This is a genomic window from Gracilibacillus suaedae, assembly GCF_017599345.1.
In the GTDB taxonomy this organism is placed as follows: domain Bacteria; phylum Bacillota; class Bacilli; order Bacillales; family Amphibacillaceae; genus Gracilibacillus; species Gracilibacillus suaedae.
Genome location: NZ_JAGFVL010000048.1, coordinates 24057 through 46951, shown reverse-complemented (window position 1 = coordinate 46951; position 22895 = coordinate 24057). Strand labels below are relative to the sequence as shown.

The 22895-nt window shown below is 37.4% G+C and carries 20 protein-coding genes; 9 read left to right on the top strand and 11 right to left on the bottom strand.

From position 1 onward, the window contains the following. Positions 1-396 precede the first annotated feature (396 nt). The 5 genes from J5J03_RS14490 to J5J03_RS22255 all read right to left on the bottom strand — a co-directional run bounded on the left by J5J03_RS14490 (position 397) and on the right by J5J03_RS22255 (position 6892). A complete protein-coding gene (locus J5J03_RS14490) occupies positions 397-1809 on the bottom strand; it encodes an alpha-amylase family glycosyl hydrolase (RefSeq protein WP_208590475.1) in 1413 nt (470 codons plus the stop codon). 115 nt (positions 1810-1924) lie between these two features. After that, positions 1925-2371 carry a hypothetical protein gene (locus J5J03_RS14485; protein ID WP_208590474.1) on the bottom strand — a complete coding sequence of 149 codons (447 nt, stop codon included), beginning with the start codon at positions 2369-2371 and terminating at the stop codon, positions 1925-1927. 38 nt (positions 2372-2409) lie between these two features. Further along, entirely contained in the window at positions 2410-4257 is a 1848-nt protein-coding gene (gene asnB / locus J5J03_RS14480; RefSeq protein ID WP_208590473.1) for an asparagine synthase (glutamine-hydrolyzing), read from the bottom strand. Between the two features lie 960 nt (positions 4258-5217). After that, a complete protein-coding gene (locus tag J5J03_RS14475; RefSeq protein ID WP_208590472.1) occupies positions 5218-5598 on the bottom strand; it encodes a YisL family protein in 381 nt (126 codons plus the stop codon). Positions 5599-5713: 115 nt separating this feature from the next. Continuing rightward, positions 5714-6892: a DUF418 domain-containing protein gene (locus tag J5J03_RS22255; RefSeq protein ID WP_208590471.1), complete on the bottom strand. Its 1179-nt coding sequence runs from the start codon at positions 6890-6892 to the stop codon at positions 5714-5716. A 156-nt stretch (positions 6893-7048) separates the two neighbouring features. Here J5J03_RS22255 and J5J03_RS14465 point away from each other — a divergent pair, with 156 nt between their 5' ends. From J5J03_RS14465 to J5J03_RS14440, 6 genes are read left to right on the top strand one after another with little or no spacing between them, the layout of a single operon-like run. Continuing rightward, positions 7049-7267 (top strand): spore germination protein, encoded by a 219-nt coding sequence (locus J5J03_RS14465; protein WP_208590469.1) that lies wholly within the window; start codon positions 7049-7051, stop codon positions 7265-7267. An 11-nt stretch (positions 7268-7278) separates the two neighbouring features. Further along, a complete protein-coding gene (locus J5J03_RS14460; protein ID WP_208590467.1) occupies positions 7279-7485 on the top strand; it encodes a spore germination protein GerPB in 207 nt (68 codons plus the stop codon). Positions 7486-7509: 24 nt separating this feature from the next. Beyond that, positions 7510-8049: a spore germination protein GerPC gene (gene gerPC, locus J5J03_RS14455; protein WP_208590465.1), complete on the top strand. Its 540-nt coding sequence runs from the start codon at positions 7510-7512 to the stop codon at positions 8047-8049. A gap of 6 nt (positions 8050-8055) precedes the next feature. Further along, positions 8056-8262, top strand: a complete 207-nt coding sequence (locus J5J03_RS14450; RefSeq protein ID WP_208590463.1) for a spore gernimation protein GerPD — start codon at positions 8056-8058, stop codon at positions 8260-8262. Then, complete coding sequence (locus tag J5J03_RS14445; RefSeq protein WP_208590461.1) at positions 8243-8626, top strand: spore germination protein GerPE; 384 nt, start codon at positions 8243-8245, stop codon at positions 8624-8626. Before J5J03_RS14450 ends, J5J03_RS14445 begins: the two co-directional genes overlap by 20 nt. A gap of 49 nt (positions 8627-8675) precedes the next feature. Continuing rightward, entirely contained in the window at positions 8676-8894 is a 219-nt protein-coding gene (locus J5J03_RS14440) for a spore germination protein (protein WP_208590459.1), read from the top strand. Between the two features lie 20 nt (positions 8895-8914). Here J5J03_RS14440 and addA read toward each other — a convergent pair whose 3' ends face one another. The 5 genes from addA to J5J03_RS14415 form a co-directional block, all read right to left on the bottom strand. Next, positions 8915-12619: a helicase-exonuclease AddAB subunit AddA gene (addA, locus tag J5J03_RS14435; protein ID WP_208590458.1), complete on the bottom strand. Its 3705-nt coding sequence runs from the start codon at positions 12617-12619 to the stop codon at positions 8915-8917. Further along, a complete protein-coding gene (addB, locus tag J5J03_RS14430; protein ID WP_331460500.1) occupies positions 12619-16092 on the bottom strand; it encodes a helicase-exonuclease AddAB subunit AddB in 3474 nt (1157 codons plus the stop codon). Before addB ends, addA begins: the two co-directional genes overlap by 1 nt. Before the next feature lie 239 nt (positions 16093-16331). Next, positions 16332-16952 carry an HAD-IA family hydrolase gene (locus tag J5J03_RS14425; protein ID WP_208590456.1) on the bottom strand — a complete coding sequence of 207 codons (621 nt, stop codon included), beginning with the start codon at positions 16950-16952 and terminating at the stop codon, positions 16332-16334. A 113-nt stretch (positions 16953-17065) separates the two neighbouring features. Continuing rightward, the gene (locus J5J03_RS14420) at positions 17066-17581 is read right to left on the bottom strand and encodes a GrpB family protein (protein ID WP_208590455.1); all 516 of its coding nucleotides are present in this window, start codon (positions 17579-17581) and stop codon (positions 17066-17068) included. 29 nt (positions 17582-17610) lie between these two features. Beyond that, positions 17611-17973 carry a VOC family protein gene (locus tag J5J03_RS14415; protein ID WP_208590454.1) on the bottom strand — a complete coding sequence of 121 codons (363 nt, stop codon included), beginning with the start codon at positions 17971-17973 and terminating at the stop codon, positions 17611-17613. 433 nt (positions 17974-18406) lie between these two features. Here J5J03_RS14415 and J5J03_RS14410 point away from each other — a divergent pair, with 433 nt between their 5' ends. The 3 genes from J5J03_RS14410 to J5J03_RS14400 are packed head-to-tail and all read left to right on the top strand — an operon-like array spanning position 18407 to position 21936. Next, complete coding sequence (locus tag J5J03_RS14410) at positions 18407-19822, top strand: ABC transporter permease (protein WP_208590453.1); 1416 nt, start codon at positions 18407-18409, stop codon at positions 19820-19822. Positions 19823-19838: 16 nt separating this feature from the next. Then, positions 19839-20510, top strand: a complete 672-nt coding sequence (locus tag J5J03_RS14405; protein ID WP_208590452.1) for an ABC transporter ATP-binding protein — start codon at positions 19839-19841, stop codon at positions 20508-20510. Further along, the gene (locus tag J5J03_RS14400; RefSeq protein ID WP_208590451.1) at positions 20503-21936 is read left to right on the top strand and encodes a PASTA domain-containing protein; all 1434 of its coding nucleotides are present in this window, start codon (positions 20503-20505) and stop codon (positions 21934-21936) included. The genes J5J03_RS14405 and J5J03_RS14400 overlap by 8 nt, the downstream gene beginning before the upstream one ends. A 254-nt stretch (positions 21937-22190) precedes the next feature. On the opposite strand, the gene J5J03_RS14395 is transcribed toward J5J03_RS14400, so the two are convergent. Further along, on the bottom strand, positions 22191-22790 hold the full coding sequence (locus J5J03_RS14395) for a DJ-1/PfpI family protein (protein WP_208590450.1): 600 nt from the start codon (positions 22788-22790) through the stop codon (positions 22191-22193). Positions 22791-22895 lie beyond the last annotated feature (105 nt).

Sequence of the window (22895 nt, the reverse complement as noted above, 5' to 3'; positions counted from 1 at the left end):
AATAGCGCGAGCCGAACATCCACTTTGCAAAGTTAGTTGAAACCGGGCCCGCGGTATAGGATACACTGCGTAAGCAAGCTTTTAGCAGATGTTACTTATGCCCTTTGGGTGAAAGCGAAGTAATTAGTCGGAGCGTTGCAAATATACATCAAACATTTCAAAATAACTACTTCGCTTAACGCAGTCATTGCACTGATTTTATACATTCTTAACTTACTCGAAAAACCAGTTATTCTTTTTGGAGAATAACTGGTTGAGCTCTAACTCGCTCATTCACTATATTTCCACTATAGCTTCTGAGCGCCCTTCTATTTACACCCAGATTCTGCATTGCATTTAGTATATAATTTCAAAGTTTATCCACAGTAAAGTTCTGCTCAATTCTTTACATTATGCTCACTGACGTATTCTACGATTCTTCACACTAACCGCCGCAACAAACGCAACAAACCCTCCAAGTATCACAACCATCATGGTAATAAAAAACCAGTTAAACCCTGTATCTTCTTCTAAAACAAAAATATTACTTGTTTCGCGTTCTAAAATCATGCGATGTGTACCATCATTTTGTTGTCTGACGATGTTATCTTCCAACAAACCTCTCAACTGTACATCGTCACCGATGTCTTTCAGCGAGGCTGTCTGTGTTTCTGTATCATTATTAATCGCAATATACATCGTTTGATCATCGGCACTTCTCTTGTAAACTGACATAGCCCCCGCTTGAGCTACCAGGTCTATTTCCCCATTTTGTAATGCAGAGGAATCTTGGCGGATGGCTGCTAGCTTTTCTAAATGCTGAGCTATTTCTTCGTCCTCTTTATTTAATTCGGCCATGCGGTGATCTGGTTCATCTTCCCCATTATCCATTGGCACTTCTACTCCCTGATAAAGAAAAGAAGATCCTGGTAATGTATAGAGTAATGTAGATGCAAGCTTCCACCTTGTGACAGGGTGATAGCCTTCTTTCACTGTTTCGTGCGTAAAGCGAGATGTAAGCGCAGATTCCATGTAATGCACACCAGATATCTCGTGAGAAAATAATGGTTCCAAGGACTCTCCGGGGTGTTTTAGAATATCAACCGCTTCCTTTTGAAAATCATGATCGATATTGTTTTCATCCTCCATTCCATCCACTATTAAATACGCATCTTCTTTCTCAGCTTGTACACGTTGACGCAATTCATCGATAAAGGATTGTGGTGTTTGTTCATCTACATAAACATGAAAACCATCAATTCCCGTACTATTCATCCAATATGCCGCTGTTTCCAGAAAATATTGCTGTACATCTTCATTTTGCAAATTAACGGTTGGTAATTCTTCATTCAATTGATTGATGGAAGGTTGAAATACCCAATCAGACTGTTCATTTACCCAGAGATGTTCATTATCTACATGTGATAAAACGAAATCTAGAATTACCTTGATATCATTCTCATTTGCTTCGGCTACAAGATTTTGCAGCACCGCGATATTTCCAAATTGAGGATCGATACTTTGAGCATCTAAGGGATCAAATCCATGGTAAGAAGCTGCCGTCATGATAGGACTTAAATTAATGGCAGTTATACCTAGTTCGCTTAAATAAGGAATTTTATCAATAACACCCTGTAAATCCCCACCATGATATGCAGAAGGATCACCAATATTAATCTCTATATCATTGTTACTGTCTCCATTTACAAATCGGTCTACTAAAATATAATAGATTCCTTCTCCTGTTTGTTCTTCTGCCATCACGGTTACACTTGGGAATAAAAACAGGCATAGAACCATAACTAGTAATACTTTTCTTATGTAATGCATATTTGTCCCCTTTTCTCGTATGTATTCATTATCTATTATCCTAGACAATCAAAGAAAGTCAAATACCCTTAACGAAAAATAACATGAATTTTTTGTGACTGAAAAACTCCCTATCTTAAATCGATAGAGAGTTTTGGTATTTTTTCTTAACTTTTTCCCTAATTCGGTATGTGATAATGAGTACGGTTAAAAAGAGGATTGGTGTAAGGTAATAGATCATATTGCGCCAGTGTAAAGGAACACGTTGGACAAATTCAGCTTTCACATACGACCCTTGTTCTGCTACTGCAATTGCCTCGGAAATATCTACGCCTTCTATTTTTAAATACTTAGTACCTATAGGATAATGATTAGATGCATTGCCATAATACTTACCGGTGCGATCATCAGCTTGGGTGGTCACTTCTCCGATCGATTTGCCGATAAGAGATTGATTGATTTGTTCATCGGTCACTTCATATACACGGCCGTCTAACACTACAAACGAGTACGTCCATTCTAGTGCATGCAAGGTGGTAGGAATAAGTAATAGAAGCAATATACCGATAGATAATTTCTTCATAACTGTCACTACTTTCATCCAGTTTCGACGTTACAGAATCATATATCAATTATCACATCATTTTCTTGCATCCAGTATTCAATTTGTCCGAGATGAGCCAGCAATTGAGGTCCTGTCATTAATTGGCCAAACCATGGTGCACTAATATTTGCTGCTTTCTGGTCGACCAATGCTTTTACTTTAGTGCGATCTAATATCTCGAATAAACGTGCATTCTTGTCATCAATAATCTCATTCATCCAATTGATCACTGCATTTGTATAAGCCGGGTGATGTGTCTTAGGATAGGGACTTTTCTTTCGGTATAGAATTTCATCTGGTAAAATTCCTTCTAACGCTTTTCTAAGGATACCTTTTTCACGATCTCCGTGTGTTTTTATTTCCCAGGGAATATTCCACACATACTCAACTAAGTGATGATCACTGAACGGAACACGTGCCTCAAAACTAGCCCCCATACTCATGCGATCCTTGCGATCTAACAATGTCGGCATAAACCATTGCATATTTAAGTAAAACATTTGTCTTCTTGCGGTTGCCTTTGCCCCTTCTCCCTCTAATAAAGGAGCTTCTTCTACAGTATCTTCATATCTCTTTTTCGTATATGCTGCCAAGTTTAATTTCTGACTCACTTCTGATTGTAATAAATTTTGTCTCACTTCTGAAGAACGAATCCATGGAAAACCTTCTCGATTAAGGTCATCCTCCCGATAAAACCAAGGATAGCCACCAAAAATTTCATCGGCACATTCACCAGATAGTGCAACAGTGACTTGTTTTTTTGTCTGTTCACAAAACCATAATAAAGAAGAATCAACATCAGCCATCCCAGGCAAATCACGGTATCGTACTGCATCTTTTAATAAATCAACCAATGTCCCATTGTCTATCACAAAGTTATGGTGTTCGGTTCCCAATGAATTTACCATTTTTTCAATATAGGTTTTGTCCTGATTAGGCTGAAAACTACTTGTTTTGAAATATTTGTCGTTCTCCTGATAATCTATGGAAAAGGTTTGAAGAGCATCCTTTTGATTTTGTTCGAGATATTGTGCAGCTATCGCTGTAATTGCACTGGAGTCTACTCCGCCTGACAAAAAGGTTCCAAGTGGAACATCAGAAACTAGCTGTCTCTCTACTGCATCCACTAATAAACGGCGAACCTTTTCGGCTGTTTCTTCTACGGAATCTTCGTGTGGCTTACTTTCCACATTCCAATAACGTCTAATTTTCCAGCCATCTCGGTTAAAGATGCCTACATGTGCTGCGCGTAATTCCTTCAATTCGTCAAATACACCATGGCCTGGAGTACGTGACGGACCAAGTGCAAAAATCTCAGATAATCCTTCCTCTTTGATGACAGGATCTACTTCATCATGTGCGAGAATCGCTTTTATTTCAGAGCCAAATAGTAAGCCATTATAATGTTCCTTGTAAAATAAAGGTTTTACACCAAGACGGTCACGGGCAAGAAATAGCTGCTGCTTGGATGGATCCCAAATAGCATATGCAAAGATACCATTTAACTTCTCGACGTGTGCTTCTCCCCATTCGATATAGCTTTTCAACAGGACTTCTGTATCGGAGTGAGAATTGAATTGCCATCCTTGTTTCAACAGTTCACTGCGAATATCCTCTGTATTATAAAGCTCACCGTTATACACTAATACGTATGAATGTTGGTCTTTTGGATAGCTCATCGGTTGCTTGCCGCCAGCTGGATCAACAACAATTAAACGCTGATGTCCGAATCCAACATGTGTCTCCGTATAAAAATCGGTTTCATCTGGTCCTCGATGGCTAATTTTACTTGCCATACGCTGTACTTGTTCTCGTTCATTCCCGATATTTCGGGTAAAGTCGATCCAACCTGTAATCCCACACATACTGTAATGACACACCTTTCCCTATCATAGTAGCTCTTATTAATGTATGCAGCAAAAGAAAGAAAATGAACAAGAGATACGAATTAAAACGACCGCAACAATCGCAACCGACACCTAAGCTAGTACCTTATGTTTGAGGTGGAACCGGACATTCGTTCCTTAAACAGTGACAAAAGAGGTGTTTTTTTGATTGCCGCGGACATCTATTCCGTTACTCAGCACAAATAACGTAAAATTCACACTTATTTCAACAAATAAGTGATCATATGTCCGCACACATCGATAAATCGGCATTATTCTAAAAAATAACGTACTAAATGTCCACCAAAAAATAATTCCACTTCACGCGAAATAAGAAAAACCGGCAACCCCCGCCGGTTCATTATTACTTGGGTAGTAATTAAGAAATATTTGAACAACTTGACCACCACTCCGGCTGCCCACTTCCCTTTCCGTGGGGTTTAACCTTCAGCTAACTTTTTTGAGCAAAACCCGCTCAAAAAAGTGGATCTTCAGGTCAAACAATTCCCATAAGATCTGCTCTACAACACATGTCAGAGCTAAAAACTTGGATTATTATCCCATAAAAGCACTAAAATATAGCATTGACATCTCTAAAAAAAGTGGGATACCAATGTTTATATACTTTCCTTACAAGGAATAAAAGCGCAGAGCGCCCGCTTAAAAACGTAGCGGCTTCAGAATCAACTGAGATAAAGCAATCACTGAGAAAAGCGAACCGATGATGACTTTCACCTAAAGGTATAAGTGCGACTAAGCCTCTGGTTTAACCAATCGGCAAGTCTTCTTTATCGTAGGGCGATTCGTGAAGTCGCCTAGTTTTTGGGCGCTCGAAGCTGGACGTGGCTAAACAGGTTGCCTACATGTTATCCACATCCAAAAAATTTATCATTTCCTAGACAATAAAAAAAGATCACGGAATTATCTCCGTGACCGAATTTACCCCATAAATTGTACTCCAAATGGCAGTCTGCCAAAACCTAGAATAAGTACGATTAAAAAGGCAATAATGAGTTGAATCCAAGCACTTTTAGTAGGTTTTACTTTGCTTGCCCTGATTAAAACCATTTCCATTGCACCGATTACCCAAATTCCAGCAATTATTTTGACTATTACTTCACCTAGTATGCCGGCTGAATTTGTATATACACCGGTATTATTGATAAATAATAAGAAACCAGTGATAATAATCAATAAATAAACTAACCGTAAGATCATATGTAACATTTTTCCGGACTTGTTTCCATTTTTGTACATTGCATAGGATACCAATAGAAGAATTAGTCCTACTACCCATGCTGTTATGTGCATATGTGTCATCTTAAGTGCACCCCCAATTATATTCTCATGAATGTATCATATCATGAAATGTCACAGATTTCATTTATCAAGAACATCTTTCACTGTATTGTAAAAGAATATCTCTTTATGATTTTTAATGGTTACGCCGATTTGGAAGCTTTTGCTGATAAATCAGACTTCTCCATACCCATTCCAGTGGGCCGCGTTTATATTTTATCAACCATAAACAACTGAGTATCATTTGGAGCGGATAAACGATAAATGCGATTAATATCGTTTGAAAAGGGGTCAGCTGACCATATAGTCCAAATCCAATCGAATAAAATACAAATACACCGATAATCGATTGCAGAATATAATTAGATAGTGCCATTTTACCGACATAACCAATCATTTTGAAAACCTTAGTGAATTTATCAAAAAGAAAGGCAATCGTAATGACGTAAAAAATCGCCGAAGCACTACCACCAATTGTATCTTGTAATCTTGAAAACCAAAATGGATTTCCAAATGCATATGGTCCAGCCTTGAACACCACAAACAAAATCAAGGAGAAAATCCACCATTTCCACAATGTTTTTTTATGTTCTTGTAGATCATGCAGCCATTTTTTTCGGGCAAAAAGTAAACCTATTAAAAATATCGGCAAAATATTTAACAATCCCAAAATGAAAGTAAATAGATTATTACCATAAAGCCAATCATTAGCATTTTGTGTTAATATCTCGCCCCAACTGCCTTGCCCATAATGCTGAAATGCACTTTCAATAGCTGCCGAATCGGTTAAATTATTGATATCTTCTATTAAACTTGCTAAAAATAACAAACCGGTCAACATAAGCGTCGGAATTAGTAAAAGACAGATACTCCAGACGACTAATGTAACATTTTTACGATTCAAAAATAATAGTAACAAAAATCCGGTAACTGCATATGTAATGAGAATATCACCGTACCAAATTAAAAATGCATGAATCAGACCAAATCCAAGCAAGATGAACAAACGCCTGACCATCCATTTTTGAGGTGCTTGCACATTATTTGCATGTAAATTTTCATAAATGATTTGCATGCCAAAACCAAATAAAAAAGAAAATAAGGAATAAAAACTCGCTTGAAAAAATATATCGATAATCATTTGCCAAAATCCCGGTTCACCTGTTCCCCAAAAGTTGATACCATTGCCATAAATCATATACGGTGCATGAAAGGTTGGTAAATTCACCATAAAAATACCAAAGATCGCAAATCCTCTTGCAGTATCAATCCATGGTAATCTTTTTGAATCTGCTAATGGCGTTGCATTATTCACAATTTTCCACTCTCCCTACTTACTATCTGCATTCATTTTACTTTATTCAGTAAAAATAAACTAGCATTATCAGGAAAACGGTAGACTATTTTCACAAACTGTTGAAAAATTCATAAAATAATTATGGAATAATGTATCAACGTTAGGATGATGTCTATGCCCGCAATTGTTGGTGCTGTAAAAGTGATCAACATTGGTAATTCCAGCATTTTTCATATTGGTGATATTTACAAAGTGCATCCATATACACTATCCAAAACCTTCGCTGGTGGTGGTTCCTTTAATACAGGGGACGGCATACGTGTACAACTGCAAAATGCGCAGACAACAATGGTAGACAATGACGAATTTGATCAAAATATATCGGGAATTTAGTAGGTGATCATGTGAATTTAACAGTAAACCAATCGATCTATATTCATTTTTTAAAAGTTGGAAGTGTTACGAATTCGTCCGTTTTACAAATTGGCAGTACCGGAAAAATGCAAGCAGTATCTCAATTATACAATACAGGTGAATTTGAAGAACCTGCAGAAGAAGCAGTTCCACAAGGTGTAACAGAACCACCATTAGTCCCTTTATCACCTTATTAATATTCTCGTAAGGAGTGATTTCTGATGGATTATCAGATGATGGTATATTATATTACCCAATTACAACAGCAAGTCCAACAATTATATAATCACATCAACTCCTTAGAGAATCGTATCCAACAATTAGAACAACAAAAATCTCCTAATAAAAATACAACGATTGAAAAGTTAGAATACCATTTTGATCAATTAAAAATTGAACGCTTGGACGGAACACTTCATATCGGGGTAACCCCTGAAGATTTACAGTCTATGGATGAATTTTCTATACCTGATCATAACGGTGGACCATTACCACCTGTACACCAGGCATTAGAACAGTATGTTGACCAAGAATTACCTGGCTATTTACAATCATTGGAACAGCAATATCACTATCCGTTAGATTCAGGCTATCGGCAAACATTATTAGACGATATCAAACAGCAAATTTCCAGCAGAATTGCTCACTATCAACAAGCCAATGTTCCTCCTGAACAAATGAATCAGCATATACTTTCTAATGTGAAAAATGAATTTCAAATAGGTCTTAGAAAATGGTTCGAAAACAAGCAAAAGGAGTAAATCGTCATGTATTATACCGTGAATAATTGGAACTTAGGCGTCGGAAACATATCGGTTGTCGGTGTTTCAAGTTCCTCTCTCTTTATTGTCGGTGACAGTCATGAAATACAACTATCCTCGCTTTTTGACACACCTCCTGAATCTTTTATTGTTGGTGCTGCTATTAATAACAGAGAAGAGGAAATAATTGATCATGATGCCACGAACGACTAATGTTAAGCAAGCAAAAATAAACAGTATATCCCATAGTTCTTTATTTCAAATTGGTGATACGAAAGAGATAGAACCTCAAGCAGATGTTCTCGCGGTACAAAAAGAAGGAGGCATATCCTCTGATAAAGGATTTGAATTAAACCAATATCGAATCTTCAACACCACGATCCAATCGATTCCTGATCCTGAAATTGTAGTCGGTAATCATTGCCATCATAATCGGAATATTTATGTTTCTAACATTGATGTTACAGCAATATCAACGTCCGCCATTACGCAATTAGGAAGCAGTAAGAAAATTAATTCACTTGCTAGGCTAAAACATATTAGGATTTTAAAGAATGAAATTGAAGAGGAGAATTAAGGATAATTTTTAAATTTACGTAGCGCCAAATAGAAAGGTTGTGATAGTTTTGCCTTCGATTGTAGGTCCAATCAAAATTAATAGTGTCGGCGGTGGTGTAATCAATTTTGGTGACAGCTTTTATTTAGCACCAAAAAGTGCTGATAAATCGGCTACTGGTGCTGGCGCCAATAATACCGGTGATTTCTTAAACACAAATACTGGATTTAATATTACCAATGCCATTGATCCAGACGCAGTCGATCAAATCGTTGGTGGAAATGCATAAGGAGCTTGCTACTCCTTATGCTACACCTTTACGAGTATACTTTTATCAAAGAAATATAAATATTTTTCAATAACTGGTTGTTTCCAAATCCGTTCAAGTGCTTTTGCATAAAGATCAATTTGGATTAGATATCGGTTTTTTAGTTTTTCTTCTACTTGCGGACTGATCTCCTCATGAATCTGATCTGTTTTATAATCCAATAGAACCAGACCATGATCTGTTTTGATGACACAATCAATCACACCTTGCAAAAAAATTCGTTCTTGATGCTCTTCCTTCCACTGTGGATATACTTCTTGTGCTGGCAAGGTTAAACTGAACGGAATTTCTCTTTCCACTTGATCTGCTTCCACCAATCTCTTTCCGATATCGGTATGAAGAAAGGTTAGTATTGCCTCGGTATCAATGACACTAGCCTCATCAGCTGTGATCATTTCTTTTGTTTCTAATTCAGCAATAAATTCCACTAACGATATTTCTGTCCAATCATTTCTCAATGGTAAATGCTGCATGATGGTATGCATTGCTGTACCAATTTCTGCACGTGTCAACTTCTGCTCTTTCTGCATAAAACGTGGTCTTTTACGGATTGGAGCACGAAAAGGTTCAATGATTTTCTGATCACTATAACTGTCGATCATTTCATGCTGTCGTTTCATTTCTGTTACCGTTTGTTTTGCACGGTAAAAGATAGAATCTTGGTATGGATATTTAAATTCTAAATGATTGGCCACTTTTTGCTCTAAATCCTGATCTGCAAGTGCTAAACCTTCCCACCCGTGAATGGCTGTTTCTAATGCTTCGATCTGTTCACGGTTTGTTTCATCAATGTCCTGGTATTCACTTTGATGGACACGATCCACCCTCCAGACCGAAACATCCTCCGTTATTTCCTCTGGGATGTTTAACGGTTGATCATCGTCTCTTAATATCTCACCTTTTTGATGACGGACTAAACTGGCACCTACCCAGTCTAGGTAAGATAACGATTCTAAACGATAATAAGATGGAAGAACCCAGTCTTGGTGTGCGATAATATTTGTCCATTTCTTTTTCTTCTTCGCTAATGATCCCACCGTGCCGACCATCACCACTTTTTCTTTCGCACGTGTTAACGCAACATAAAGTACGCGCATTTCCTCGGCTAGCATTTCTCGTTGCATTTGTTTCTTTATACCATGATAGATTAATGTCGGATACATAATCCGCTTGACAGGATCAATATATTTCGTTGCAAAACCTAATTCTTTGTGTAACAAATATTTTGCACGTAAATCTTGTTGATTAAATTGCTTATCCATTGCACCGACTATTACTAACGGGAATTCCAATCCTTTACTCTTGTGAATCGTCATAATCCGGACAACATCTTCCTGTTCTCCTAATGCTTTCGCCGCTCCTAAATCATCACCTTTCTCTTCCATTCGTTCGATAAAACGTAAGAAACGAAATAATCCGCGGAAAGATGTAGATTCATAACTTTTAGCACGGTCATATAAGGCGCGTAAATTTGCTTGGCGTTGGCGTCCTCCAGGAATGCCACCAACAAAATCATAATAACCTGTTTCCTGAAAAATGTCCCAGATTAAATGCGACAACGCTCCTTGTCGTGCTTCTTTGCGCCACTGGTTCAACTGTTCCATAAAATGCTCAATTGTCTCATTATTCGTTGTTTTAACGTATTCTTTAAGTGCTTCGTAGTAAGTTGCGCCTTTTTTAGCTAGACGGATTTTCGCCAGTTGATCTTCATCCAGCCCGACCATTGGTGATTTCAATACAGACGCAAGTGGAATATCCTGTCTTGGGTTATCAATCACCTTTAGTAAGCTAATCATCACTTGAATTTCGATTGCTTCAAGATATCCTGTTGAAAGCTCAGCATAAACAGGGATTCCCTGTTTCTTAAATTCTTCCATAATCGTTGGTGCCCATGTCATAGAGCGTAATAAAATAACAATATCACGGTATGCTACGTTTCGTGGCTGACCAGTACCTTTATCCATAATTTCTGTCGGCGCATCACCATTTGCACCAATCCATTGTTTAATCTTTGCAGCGTAAGCCCGTGCTTCCAGTTGAGCCTTTTCTAAGTCTTCTTCATTCTCAATATCTTCATCAGATCGATCATTGTCATTGGATTCCTGATCAATGATAAGCAATTCGGTATCAATATCTGGAAAAGGAACATTTTCATAATCTTTGTTACCATAAATTAATTCAGCATCCTCGTCATAGTCAATATCTCCGACTTTTTGATCAAATAACTGTCTAAAAATATAATTTGCTGCCGTTAATACTTGTTCTCGACTACGGAAATTTCGTGCTAGATCAATTCGATATCCAGGATCCTCATCTGTCGCAAATCGTTTGTATTTATCAATAAAAAGGGTTGGTTCGGCATGTCTAAAGCGATAAATACTTTGTTTGACATCACCAACCATAAACATGTTGCCGCCATCCTCTTGATTGGATACTAGCGACAAGATTGTTTCCTGCACAATATTGGTATCCTGGTATTCATCGACCATTACCTCTGTAAACTTCCGTTGCAAGTCTAATGCAACAGACGATGGTGAGTTACTTTCTTTGTCTTCTAATAAAATATCTAAAGCAAAATGCTCTAAATCAGCAAAATCGACAAGTCCTTTTTCTTTCTTTGCTTCTTGATAGCCAGCCTTAAACTGTTTAATCATTTTCGTTAATTGGACGATAGTTGGGTGTAGTTCCTGCATATCGCGAAGATGATCCACTAAACTTCTTGTGAACCAATCTTTGGCAATATTGCCCCACCTTTTTTTGATTTGATCACGAATTGCTTTCACCTTATCTTTTTTGTCTTCTCCACATTCCACTTTTTTACGAGATAATGCTTTAAATTTCCCGCCAGCAAATATGGTACGTGCTTCTTCCCATGATATATTAATCGCACCTTTAGCGTGCTGGATCATTTCCTTGTCGGCGTCAATTGCTTCTGCATAATGGTAAGGTCCATCGCTTTCCCTGGTAATATCAAGCGCTTGTTCCGCCAATGCTTCCATTACGTCCAGTTGATCGATTACTTCTTGCTTCAATAACTGTAACCAAGGAATCTCCGCCTCTGTCATTTCATCATTTACCTGATAAATGGTCGCCATTTGATCCAACCAGTAATCCGGATTCGGGTGCTGGATGGCGAATTCATACATTTTTAAAATTAACGATTCCACTTCTAAATCATTTCGATCATTACTGAAACGATCCACAACAGCAAAAAAAGCTTCCTGCTCTGCTTCATCTGCCTCTCCGTACCATGCTTCAAACAGTTGCTCTAATACATCTTGCCGAATTAAATCTGCTTCGATGCTGTCTGCGATGCGGAAATTTGGATCAATGTCAATTTGATAAGCATACTTTCGCACCAGCTCCATACAAAAAGCATGGAGAGTGGAAATTGCGGCATGCTGTAATAATGACAATTGTTTTTTCAAATGATTAGAAGTCGGATTATTCTCTAGAGCCGACTCGATAGCTTCTCCAATCCGATTTCGCATTTCCTGTGCCGCTGCATTGGTAAAGGTTACGACAAGCAAGGTATCGATATCGACTGGCTGTTCTTTATTTAATAATTTTTGAATGATTCGTTCTACAAGTACAGCCGTTTTCCCTGATCCCGCGGCAGCTGCTACCAGAATATTTTTCCCTGATTGATAGATCGCTTCTTCCTGTTCTTTGGTCCATTGCGGCATTATCCTTCACCCCGCTTGATTGCTTCAATTACTTCTTCATCTTTCATCTCTTTGAGCCTGCGATAATTATTCTCTGCCAATGTCGGATCAAATTGACAGACCGAACGGAATTCACAGAAAGTACAAGCTGTTAATTGTTGTTGCTGATATGGGTTGAGATCGACTTTTCCTTCCGTAATTGCTAGTCCTGCGTTTTCCATTAATTGATGGATATAGCTTTGCAGCTGGTCAAAAATTTCCCGTTCTGCTACATCAGAACCTTTATAGAAAGAACCACTTTTACTAAATCCTGCTGGAATGATATTACTTCTTCCTGATTCCAGTGATGTATCCATCATGCGCACAACATCTTCCTGATCAACTAAAAGTCCTTTCATTTTGAACTTTTTAAATATTTCCTGTTCAATTTTGTCTTCGGTAAGAAAATCACTAGCTGAGATCATTGGATTATGGACGTGGAAATAGAGCACACCAGCTGGTAATGCCTTTTGCCCTAGCCAATTTTCTGCATTTTTCAGGACAACATCCAGATAAGCTAACATTTGTAGTGCTAGTCCATAATATACTTCGGTTAAATTCAATCCTTTTGAACTGGATTTATAATCAATAATTCGCAAATATAATTGCTCGTTCTCCATTGCTTGGTCAACACGGTCAATTCTGCCTCTTAACATTAACGTATAATCATTTGGCAGGTTGACGGTCAATGGTTCTAATTGATCTGGGTAACCAAATCCGACTTCTAAACCGACAGGCGAAAAGTTTGTTTTTCTTGCTTGTTCACTTAACACATACATCGCCCTCGCGATGACATTTTCCAATTTACGTTGAATGTATTGATAACGATTCGAACTGTGTAAAATCTGATGCTGTAATACTGGTGCTAACTTTCCAACAGCACGATGGGCATATTTCTTCGCTTCTTGATCATATATGTCAGAAAAACCAAGCCCTTCTTTTTGAACCCATTCGGTGATCTGCTTTAAGGCTTCATGAAAGAGTTGACCGATATCTGGTGCATCGAGCTTATAAGTTGGTCGTTCCTTAAGGCCTAAGCTATATTTGGCAAAATGCTGATACGAACAGCGGTGATACATTTCGAGCCTTGACACACTTGCATTGATTTCTTTCTGGTATAACGTATCGACCGTGTCTTCTGCTAAATCTGTCGGCTTATTTTGGTAAAAAAGACTTTTTAATACACGTTGATTAATCGATGGTTGATCGGATTTTTCAATAAACCAGTTTAAGACATAATCCCAGATATCGTCGATTGGATAGCCTCTTAACTTTCTTGCCAGTTGTGCAGTTAATGCACCTCTTGTTTTATTTGGTGTTGTTACAAAACGACTTGCTTCTGTCATCTCTTCTGGGTCTTGTAAAAACAAATGCTCTTTTTGGATCGGAAAAATTTCCTCCAGTCTTTTGATTAATGGAGAAGCGACTTTTTGTTTTCCTTCCTCATTACTTATTGGATAACTCACCCATAAATAATCAGACGGCAGCGTAAACGCTAAGTAAACATAAAACCAATCATCTAATAATTGACGTTTACTTCCCTCTGCTAATTGTAAGCCATGTGTTTGTAGTAGAGCACGTTCTTCTTCTGAAATTAAACCATCCCCACCAGGTTTCATCGGCCAGGTCCCTTCATTCACTCCTAACAAAAAAGCAACCTTAATGCCATGCATACGCGAACGGTCAATTGAACCTACCACAACATGATCAATACTCGGTGGCACGTGGGAAAATTTTAGTGAATCAAAGCCGGACTCTAACACATTACGGAATGTCTGCAAGTCCATCTTTTCTTCACCAGCAACTTCCGTAATCTCTTCTAACAATTGAATGACCGCATCCCACACCTGGTCTTGCTCACGTCCTTTTTCGACTCTTCCTTCTTCATCATATTGGTCACGCATGTTCTCCAATCGTCCAGGTGCTCCAATTGTTTCCAACCATTCAAATAGGGCAATTGCCTTTTCTTTAATCGTTGGTAATTCCCGTAGTAGCTGATCAATGTCCGCAAGTGCTGCTGTTACTCTTTCCCGATAAGCATTAATACGTTCTTGTGTTGAGCGTTCACGGTCTGTTTGTGCTGATTGATCAAAACCTTTAAAACGTTGGAATATCCAAGGCTTATCACTTAACCATCTGTTTCTGCCTCGTACGCCATACTCCAACACATAATTTTCTAACTCATCAATTGCCTCTTGATCTAAGCGATGCTTACCTTCTCCTTTCGGAATAAACCCTGCTTTTAGCAAGCGAAAGACTGCATCATATCGCCAGTTTCCTTCAATGACATCGAGCAATGATCTGATCGTTTCAATTAACGGATGGTTGAGCATCGTTCTTTTTTCATCAACAAATATCGGAATCTGATAATCATCAAAAACAGTAGTAATGAGATCATGATAAACATCTGGTTCGCGAATCAGAATAGCAAGATCACGATAACGATACCCTTCATCCCGTACTAACCGAACAATTTCCTGTGCTGTTCCTTCAACCTCAGCACGCGGATGCACCGCTTCCGCGATCCGAACGGGTGCTTGTTCCGAATAACTCTGAACAGGACGACTATCAAAATAACGATCTAAATGAATAAATGGTGCTGTTGCATTTTCATCTGTTGTTAAAGGAATGACTTCTGTTTCCACCATCGTTTGTTCTGCTAATTGCTCTAATTGATGATAGGTTTCCTTTGTTTGATAGAAAAGGTCTAACGGTACTACCTCAGGATCATGTACATCCTCAACCGTTAACGTCACTGTGACATTTTCGCACTTTTTGAGCATTGCTTCTATCACTAATAATTCTTGTGGCGTAAATTGGTGAAAGCCATCTATGTAAACGGATGCGCCTTCTAAAAAGTTAGTCATTTCTAGTTTTTCTACTAACTGCTGTAACTGATCCTCACTATCCATGTAGTGACCTTGTAAAGCTGTAGTCAATTGCTGATAAATATAAACTAAATCATCTAATTTATGTTGTAACGCTGTTTCTCCAATTGTCTTGTGCTGGAATCGATTCATTTCTTGTAACTGCTCATTGATCAATTCTGGTGTAACACAATAGCGTTTGAATTCGGTGATCATGTCCTCCAGTTGTTCAATAAAACCTTGCTTTTCAATCGCCTTCTGGAATACTTTCCATTCATCAGTCCGCTCCTCGACAATTTTACGAAGCATCATCTGCATCCCCGTTGATGTAATGTATTTCTTTGTTGCTCCACCAGTCAGCTGCATAACGCGCCACGCTAACCGTGAAAAACTATAGACTTGTCCACGAATCGAGCCATTTATATCAGGATCATTTAATAACGCATATTCCTGTTGGAAGGTCATTTGATCTGGAACTAAATAGATAATCGGGGATCCTTGAGGATTTAGCTTGAGTTCTTGTCTTATTTCTTGCAAGCATTGCTCGCTTTTATTCACCGTTGCACTTCCAATTAAAAATCGCAACAAAGAGAACACCTACTTTCTCGATCTTCACGTCTATTTTACCATAGATTATAGCAAACGAATGTTCTGTTGTGAAGAGAAATGGTGTTTGGTTTGATTGTAGGCTACTTACTTATTTTCTCCGGGAAATAGAATCGCTAGAATAATTCCCTTTCTTTTTATCACATCCTAGAATCAACATCGACTTGCACGGAGTACTTCAACATAGGAGTATTTATATTGATTTATAACTGCTTTTCTTTTTAAATCACTTTCAATATCTCAGCTGGAGTGTTTACGCGAAAATCAGGTTTCATTTTTTTCACCACTTCAAAAGTGTCATATCCCCAGCTAACCCAAATTATTTTAACACCAGTTTTTTTACAAGCAAGAATATCTCGTTTTTCGTCTCCTACATAAATTACTTCTGCTGGCTCCAAGTTATTTCCCCTTAGAAATCTGTGGATTAACTTATCTTTCCCAAATATGCTGCTTGAACAGATAACGTTTGTTATACTCGTTAACTTGTTACTTTTTAAAAATGTCATAATATTTTCTTTTGAATTAGATGATATAATAATAGCCTTATAGCCTTTCCTCTCTAGTTCAGCTAACATTTCAGCAATACCTTCAAATAGCTTCACTTCATTTATGGATTCTCGATATAATTGATAAAACTTAGGCAACACGATTGGCATTTTAAACATCGGAAACTGCAAATACCTACCTCTTTCCTTGATAGACAGCTTCTTCATTTTTTCCATTTCATTTAAGTTTATTTCTCTAAAATAATACTGCTTTGCTAGCGTATTCCAACTTTTCAAAAGTGCTCTTCGGGAATCGGCTAGCGTCCCATCAAAATCAAAAATAACGTATTTTACCATCAAATGCACTCCACTTCTGAAAAATCTTATAAAATATTATCTATGTGATACAATTAAAATTCTCCAGGAACAATAACCGTATCTCCCTCCAATGATTCCTGCTCGCGGAAGCATTATTTCTCCTTTTTTGCTCTTTCCACAATATTTTTAATAAAAGGTTCTTTTTGGCTTGTATATGTTTGTCGATCATACTTATATTCCAAAGCAAGACTTTTCTTTAAGACCTCATATTCTTGAACTGCTTCCGGGTGTAATCTAAGATAATCTCGGAATAATAGCTTTTCAATCCATTCCCTACTATCATATTCACAGACATGTAAATGGGAAGTGCCCTTTCCCCACTCGCCCTTTCTAAAAAATTTTCTATCTTTAAGCTCTGGTTTAAGAACATACTCATACTCAATTTCCTTCAAAGGATTCACCAATTGATCTACTTCATCTAAGTTTTGTATACCTACTAGAATGTCGATGATTGGTTTTGCTGCTAATCCTTTTACAGAAGTGCTTCCTATGTGCTCAATTGCAACAACTTTATCACCTAAGACATCTATAATTCTATTTCTCTCTTTAGTAAACTTTTCTGCCCATTTAGCGTTATAATCACTAATAATAACAGTTGGTTTTGTCATTTCTTTCTCCTCTAAAAAACACATTCACATTATGATTCTTGTATCATTTCTACCCGATTACCAAAGGGATCTCTAAATTCAAAACGTTTGAAATTTGGAATTGGTACGGAATCAAATATTTCAATATGATGCTGTTCCAAAACCTCTCGCCAATAATCAATATCTTCCACTTGGTAAGCTAAATGTGCTTTGGTTTTAGTTCTGTCCACACCATCTTCCGTTCCTACATGTACATCCCTATCACCAACTTTTAACCAGAATCCTCCACGGCCTTTTAAGGCATCAGGCTTTTCAACTTCAGGTAAACCTAGTACACTACAATAAAAGTTTTTCCCTTCTTCTTCTGCACCTTTTGGAATCGTAATTTGTGCATGATGTAATCCTAGAATCATTTCAATTCCTCCTTCAAAAATGCGACCACTATTTTTCTAGCTATTTGTATTTCTTCTTTCCATGTCATTGTCCTTCAACCTTTTTATTATCTAGTCTCTCACGAGTATTCCATTGCCTTTAACAAACTTAGTATACCATCATCTCCATTAATTGGAAACCTAACTATTGAAATATGAATAAGGCTAGAATAGTTGAATAGTAATAGAAATATTTGTAGAAAAATGCACAAATGTAGGTTTTTCGTATCGTTTTTTGCCATCCCCTTCCTCTTTTTATCCTAACAACACATAAAAATTTGCTATTATATGAAACTTTTTACAGTAAGAATTCGTCTAACATTAATGGAGGTATTATGTGCAAAAATCACCAAGATAAATCTTCATCATGACTCAACCATTTCATTAAATAAGAAACAAGAACAGGGGGAACGAAATGAATTTTTTTAAGCGTGGTTTATTAAGTATTACTAGAAGAAAAGGAAAATCTCTAATTTTACTTGCTGTCCTTTTTATTTTAGGAAACGTGATAGCAGGAGCCATCTCCATTTCACAGGCGACAGCTAATGTCGAAGAATCTATTAAAGAACGACTCGGAACAGGTGCAACACTCGAATTAGATTATGAAGCACTTGATAGTATGGAAGAATCAGAAATGATGAATTTAGAGATTCCAAATTTAGGCGAGGACTTAATTAATCAAATTGGTGAACTTCCTTATGTTAAATACTATGATTATAATACAACAGCCTTCTTAGCTTCTGAGGAAATCGAAAGCTATAATCCGATGATGGAAGAAGCAGAAGGAGAAGTCGAAATGGAAGGAATGGGGCCTCAATTTCAACTAAAAGGAGTAAATTATGCCCCACTACTTGATATTGAAGAAGGTAAAAGTGAACTTGTCGATGGACGTGTCTTCACAGATGAAGAAATTGAAAACGGAACGCCTGTAGCAATTATTTCTAAGAAACTAGCAGATTTAAATAATCTTCAGGTTGGAGATACCTTTTCCTTATCGAACGAAATATATGAATATAGTGAATCCGGCGAAGAAGAAGTTTTAGATTCTCGAGACGTACCACTAGAAGTGATTGGTATTTTTGAACCTAAAACCGTGAATAGTGATACCGAAAATCCTGAAGAATTCGATTACATGGATATGGATTTTCAAAATACGATCTATGTAGCCAATGAACTTGTTTCACAAGAAATGGAATTCTCGGTTGGCGACATGCCAGAATATGAAGATTATTATGTACCCTTCTTTGTCTTAAATGAACCAGAGGATGCAGAAGCTTTTGAAGAAGAAGTAAGCCCATTACTACCAGACCTATTTATTGTTCGTCATGCAAGTGATTCGTATGATTCAATTGCTTCACCAATTGAATCCATGTCTAACTTATCCAAATATGTTTTAATCGCTTCCGTCATCACGACTATTCTTATTATTGGGTTAGTTGTTTTGCTGTTCCTTAGAGATCGGAAGCGCGAGTTAGGTATTTACTTATCACTTGGTGAATCGCGCATGCGAGTGGTAGGGCAAATCATTACAGAAGTATTGATTATTTCCATTATTGGGATGACACTATCTTTATTTACTGGAAATCTATTAGCGCAAACCGTTTCTGATTCTTTGATTGATAATGACAATAATCAAAGTGAAGAAGAAATCTATTACACAGAAATGCAAACAGATCTAACAACAGAAGATGTAATCGACGCTTATGAAGTGAACTTAACAGGAGATTTTATTTTGCTATTTTATGCCGTGGGAATTATCACAATTTTACTATCCACGGTGATTCCTTTAATTTATATTATTCGATTAAACCCTAAAAAAATTATGATGTAAGAGGAGGTTAAAATATATGATATTAGAAGCAAAAGATTTAAATTATTACTATCAAGACGGTGAAAGTCGTCGCTTTGTCTTGAAAAATACTAATGTTTCCTTTGACAAAGGGAAATTTTATACGATATTAGGACAATCTGGTTCTGGCAAAACGACTCTGTTGTCCTTACTTAGTGCTATGGATACGCCACACAACGGAGAAGTTGTTTTCGACGGAAAAAATATTCTAGAAATCGGACACGATAATTACCGTAGAAATAAGGTCGGTATTATTTTCCAAAGCTATAACTTGATTCCTACCTTTACCGCTGTTGAAAATGTATTGATTTCTATGTCCATTACCGAAAATGAGTTACCCGATAATCACAAAACTGTTGCATATAATTTGTTAGATTATATTGGCATTTCCCAAGATAAAGCAAATCGTACGGTTAATAAACTATCAGGTGGAGAGCAGCAGCGTGTGGCAATTGCACGGGCGCTATCTACTAACGTTGAACTGATTCTTGCTGATGAACCTACCGGAAATTTAGATGAAGAAATGGAACAGGAAATCATCGATATTTTCAAGAAATTGGCACATGAGCATGAAAAGTGTGTGATTATGGTTACGCACTCCAATGATATTGCGGAACAGTCTGATCAAACATTTTATTTAAAGAAAGGCGTCTTGAATACCAATGAGTGATTTTCTTTCTAATTTTGACAAAGATAATTACGATAAACTGCCTAAAGAAAAAAAGGAGCCACCAACCAGTAATGAGAAACCGGACCAAGAGCAGCCTAAGGAAGAATCGTTTCCTACTGAGCAAAAAAGCGTGAGAAAACCTCCGCGTGACAACCATGAACATATTGAAATCGATCCAGATTACCAATGGAAGAAACGCAAGAAATTAATCATTTATATTGCTCTTGGAATTCTTGCATTATTGTTAATTGCCTTCATATACTACAGCATTCGCTATGTCGATATGGAGGACTTTGTTGGCGGGCCAGTTGCCGATGCAAGAGCATGGGCAGATGAGAACGATATGGAGATAGAACTAACACAGGAATACAGTATGGAATATGATGCCAATCAAATCATCGAACAAGGCATAGCACAAGGAAAAAAGGTTAAAAAAGGATCAACGATTACTCTAACAAGTAGTATTGGTGCAGACCCAGAAGAGCATATCGAATTACCTGAATTTTCCGAAATGACTAGGAGCGAAGTCGAAGCTTGGAAGGAAGAAAACAAAGCAGAAAACTTACAAATTGTTACGGAATTCAGTGATGAGGTGGAAGAAGGAGAATTCACCCGCTTTGTGATGCGGGATGAAGAAATAAGTGAAGAAGAGTATCGTCGCCAAGATAATGCAAGTGTATATTTCTCAAAAGGGGAAGAAGTCTTTGAAAAAGATATAGAAGTTCCTGATTTTGTTAATAAAGGTAAAGAAGAAGTAAAGCAATGGGCCGATACCAATGAAATTGAAATCACCTACAAAGAAGAAGCATCCAATGACATTGAAGCTGGATTAGTTAGTAAACAAAATATTGATCCAGAAACAATGATTGCCAAAAAGGACGAAATGGAAGTCACGATTTCACTTGGAAAATCTGTTGAAGTACCAAATTTTGCGTCTCTCTCCATGGAAGAGGCGGCAAGCTATGAAGGTCTATCCGTAACAGTGAGACAACGATTCCATAATAAAGTAAAGTACGGAAATTTAATCGCCCAGTCTATTGAACCAGGAACAGAATTAACCGATCAAGATAATAAAAGTATGACTGTCACTTACTCAGAGGGCAAACCATATTTAAGAGATTACCGCGGACAATTAGAAGGAGATTTACCACGTTTGTTCTATGAGGATTATCAATCCAAAGGAGCAGATATCTCCTACATTGTTAAATATGTCGATGCACCTGAAGTGAAGGGTACAGTTGTCGGGATGAGCAACTTTAATGCCTTTGTTTCCATGGACTACACCGTAGAAATTCGCGTAAGCAATAATAAAGACGCTGATCCTGGATCCTTTGACAGCCCAAGTGGAAATGAAGCACCTGAAGAAATCGAAGAAGAGTTAAGTCCGGAAACAGAGGAATCGGCAGAAGAACAGATCGAGAAATAAGAAAAGCGCAGAGCGCCCGTTTAGAAACGTAGCGACTGGAGGGCATCAACTGAGATAAAGGAATCACGGTGAGTTTACGAACCGATGATGACTTATCGTAGGGCGATTCGTGAAGTCGCCTAGTTTCTGGGCGCTCGGAGCTAGACAGGCATCCAATTTTTATACTTTCTTTCCTTATAAACAATCTCCTGATAGTTGTGAATCTACTATCAGGAGATTTTATATGAATTAATGAAAGTATGAGCAACGAATTACTAAGATCTATCTTGGGAAAAGCTATCATATTCCATCCTCTTCGCAGTTTCTGCTGCAACTTCTCTTCCATAAATACGAGAGATAAGGTGAAAAGACATATTAATCCCTGCTGAGATCCCTCCAGAAGTAATAACCTTACCCTCATCTATAAACTTTACATTGCGCTGAACAGCTACCAATGGAAACTCCTTTTCCAATCTATCTTGATCCATCCAATGTGTCGTTGCCTTTTTCCCATTTAATAATCCTGCTTTAGCTAAGAGTAATGCTCCTGTACATATCGATGTCATATATTCAACTTGTGAATATTGTTGTTTAATCCAATCAATCAGGCTAGAATTATTTATTTCAATTTCTTCTGCTCCATACCCTCCTGGAACAACCAAAATATCTAATGCAGGATGATTATGAAAATTATAATCCGGGATCACCTTCAAACCATGTCTTGCTTTAATCATCTCTCCATCTTCTGAAATAGTTATAACATTAAAAAGCTTCGTTTCTAATTTTGATGTTAATGAAAAAACTTCAAATGGCCCTGCAAAATCCAATACTTCCACTTGATTAAATAGTAAAATACCAACTGTGTGTTGTGCCATATTTTTCTCCACTCTTTCCAGTATCAAATATAAAGTGAGACTTCCATCAATGGTTGATTTTGACCTACGCTTACCTTCTTTGATTTACTCGATATTGTTTTACAG

Excerpts from the sequence above, each read along its gene's own strand:
- J5J03_RS14490 (WP_208590475.1), bottom strand. The coding sequence starts at position 1,809 with ATGCATTACATAAGAAAAGTATTACTAGTTATGGTTCTATGCCTGTTT.
- J5J03_RS14485 (WP_208590474.1), bottom strand. The coding sequence starts at position 2,371 with ATGAAGAAATTATCTATCGGTATATTGCTTCTATTACTTATTCCTACC.
- asnB (WP_208590473.1), bottom strand. The coding sequence starts at position 4,257 with ATGTGTGGGATTACAGGTTGGATCGACTTTACCCGAAATATCGGGAAT.
- J5J03_RS14475 (WP_208590472.1), bottom strand. The coding sequence starts at position 5,598 with ATGACACATATGCACATAACAGCATGGGTAGTAGGACTAATTCTTCTA.
- J5J03_RS14465 (WP_208590469.1), top strand. The coding sequence starts at position 7,049 with ATGCCCGCAATTGTTGGTGCTGTAAAAGTGATCAACATTGGTAATTCC.
- gerPC (WP_208590465.1), top strand. The coding sequence starts at position 7,510 with ATGGATTATCAGATGATGGTATATTATATTACCCAATTACAACAGCAA.
- J5J03_RS14450 (WP_208590463.1), top strand. The coding sequence starts at position 8,056 with ATGTATTATACCGTGAATAATTGGAACTTAGGCGTCGGAAACATATCG.
- J5J03_RS14445 (WP_208590461.1), top strand. The coding sequence starts at position 8,243 with ATGATGCCACGAACGACTAATGTTAAGCAAGCAAAAATAAACAGTATA.
- addA (WP_208590458.1), bottom strand. The coding sequence starts at position 12,619 with ATGCCGCAATGGACCAAAGAACAGGAAGAAGCGATCTATCAATCAGGG.
- J5J03_RS14425 (WP_208590456.1), bottom strand. The coding sequence starts at position 16,952 with ATGGTAAAATACGTTATTTTTGATTTTGATGGGACGCTAGCCGATTCC.
- J5J03_RS14420 (WP_208590455.1), bottom strand. The coding sequence starts at position 17,581 with ATGACAAAACCAACTGTTATTATTAGTGATTATAACGCTAAATGGGCA.
- J5J03_RS14415 (WP_208590454.1), bottom strand. The coding sequence starts at position 17,973 with ATGATTCTAGGATTACATCATGCACAAATTACGATTCCAAAAGGTGCA.
- J5J03_RS14410 (WP_208590453.1), top strand. The coding sequence starts at position 18,407 with ATGAATTTTTTTAAGCGTGGTTTATTAAGTATTACTAGAAGAAAAGGA.
- J5J03_RS14405 (WP_208590452.1), top strand. The coding sequence starts at position 19,839 with ATGATATTAGAAGCAAAAGATTTAAATTATTACTATCAAGACGGTGAA.
- J5J03_RS14400 (WP_208590451.1), top strand. The coding sequence starts at position 20,503 with ATGAGTGATTTTCTTTCTAATTTTGACAAAGATAATTACGATAAACTG.
- J5J03_RS14395 (WP_208590450.1), bottom strand. The coding sequence starts at position 22,790 with ATGGCACAACACACAGTTGGTATTTTACTATTTAATCAAGTGGAAGTA.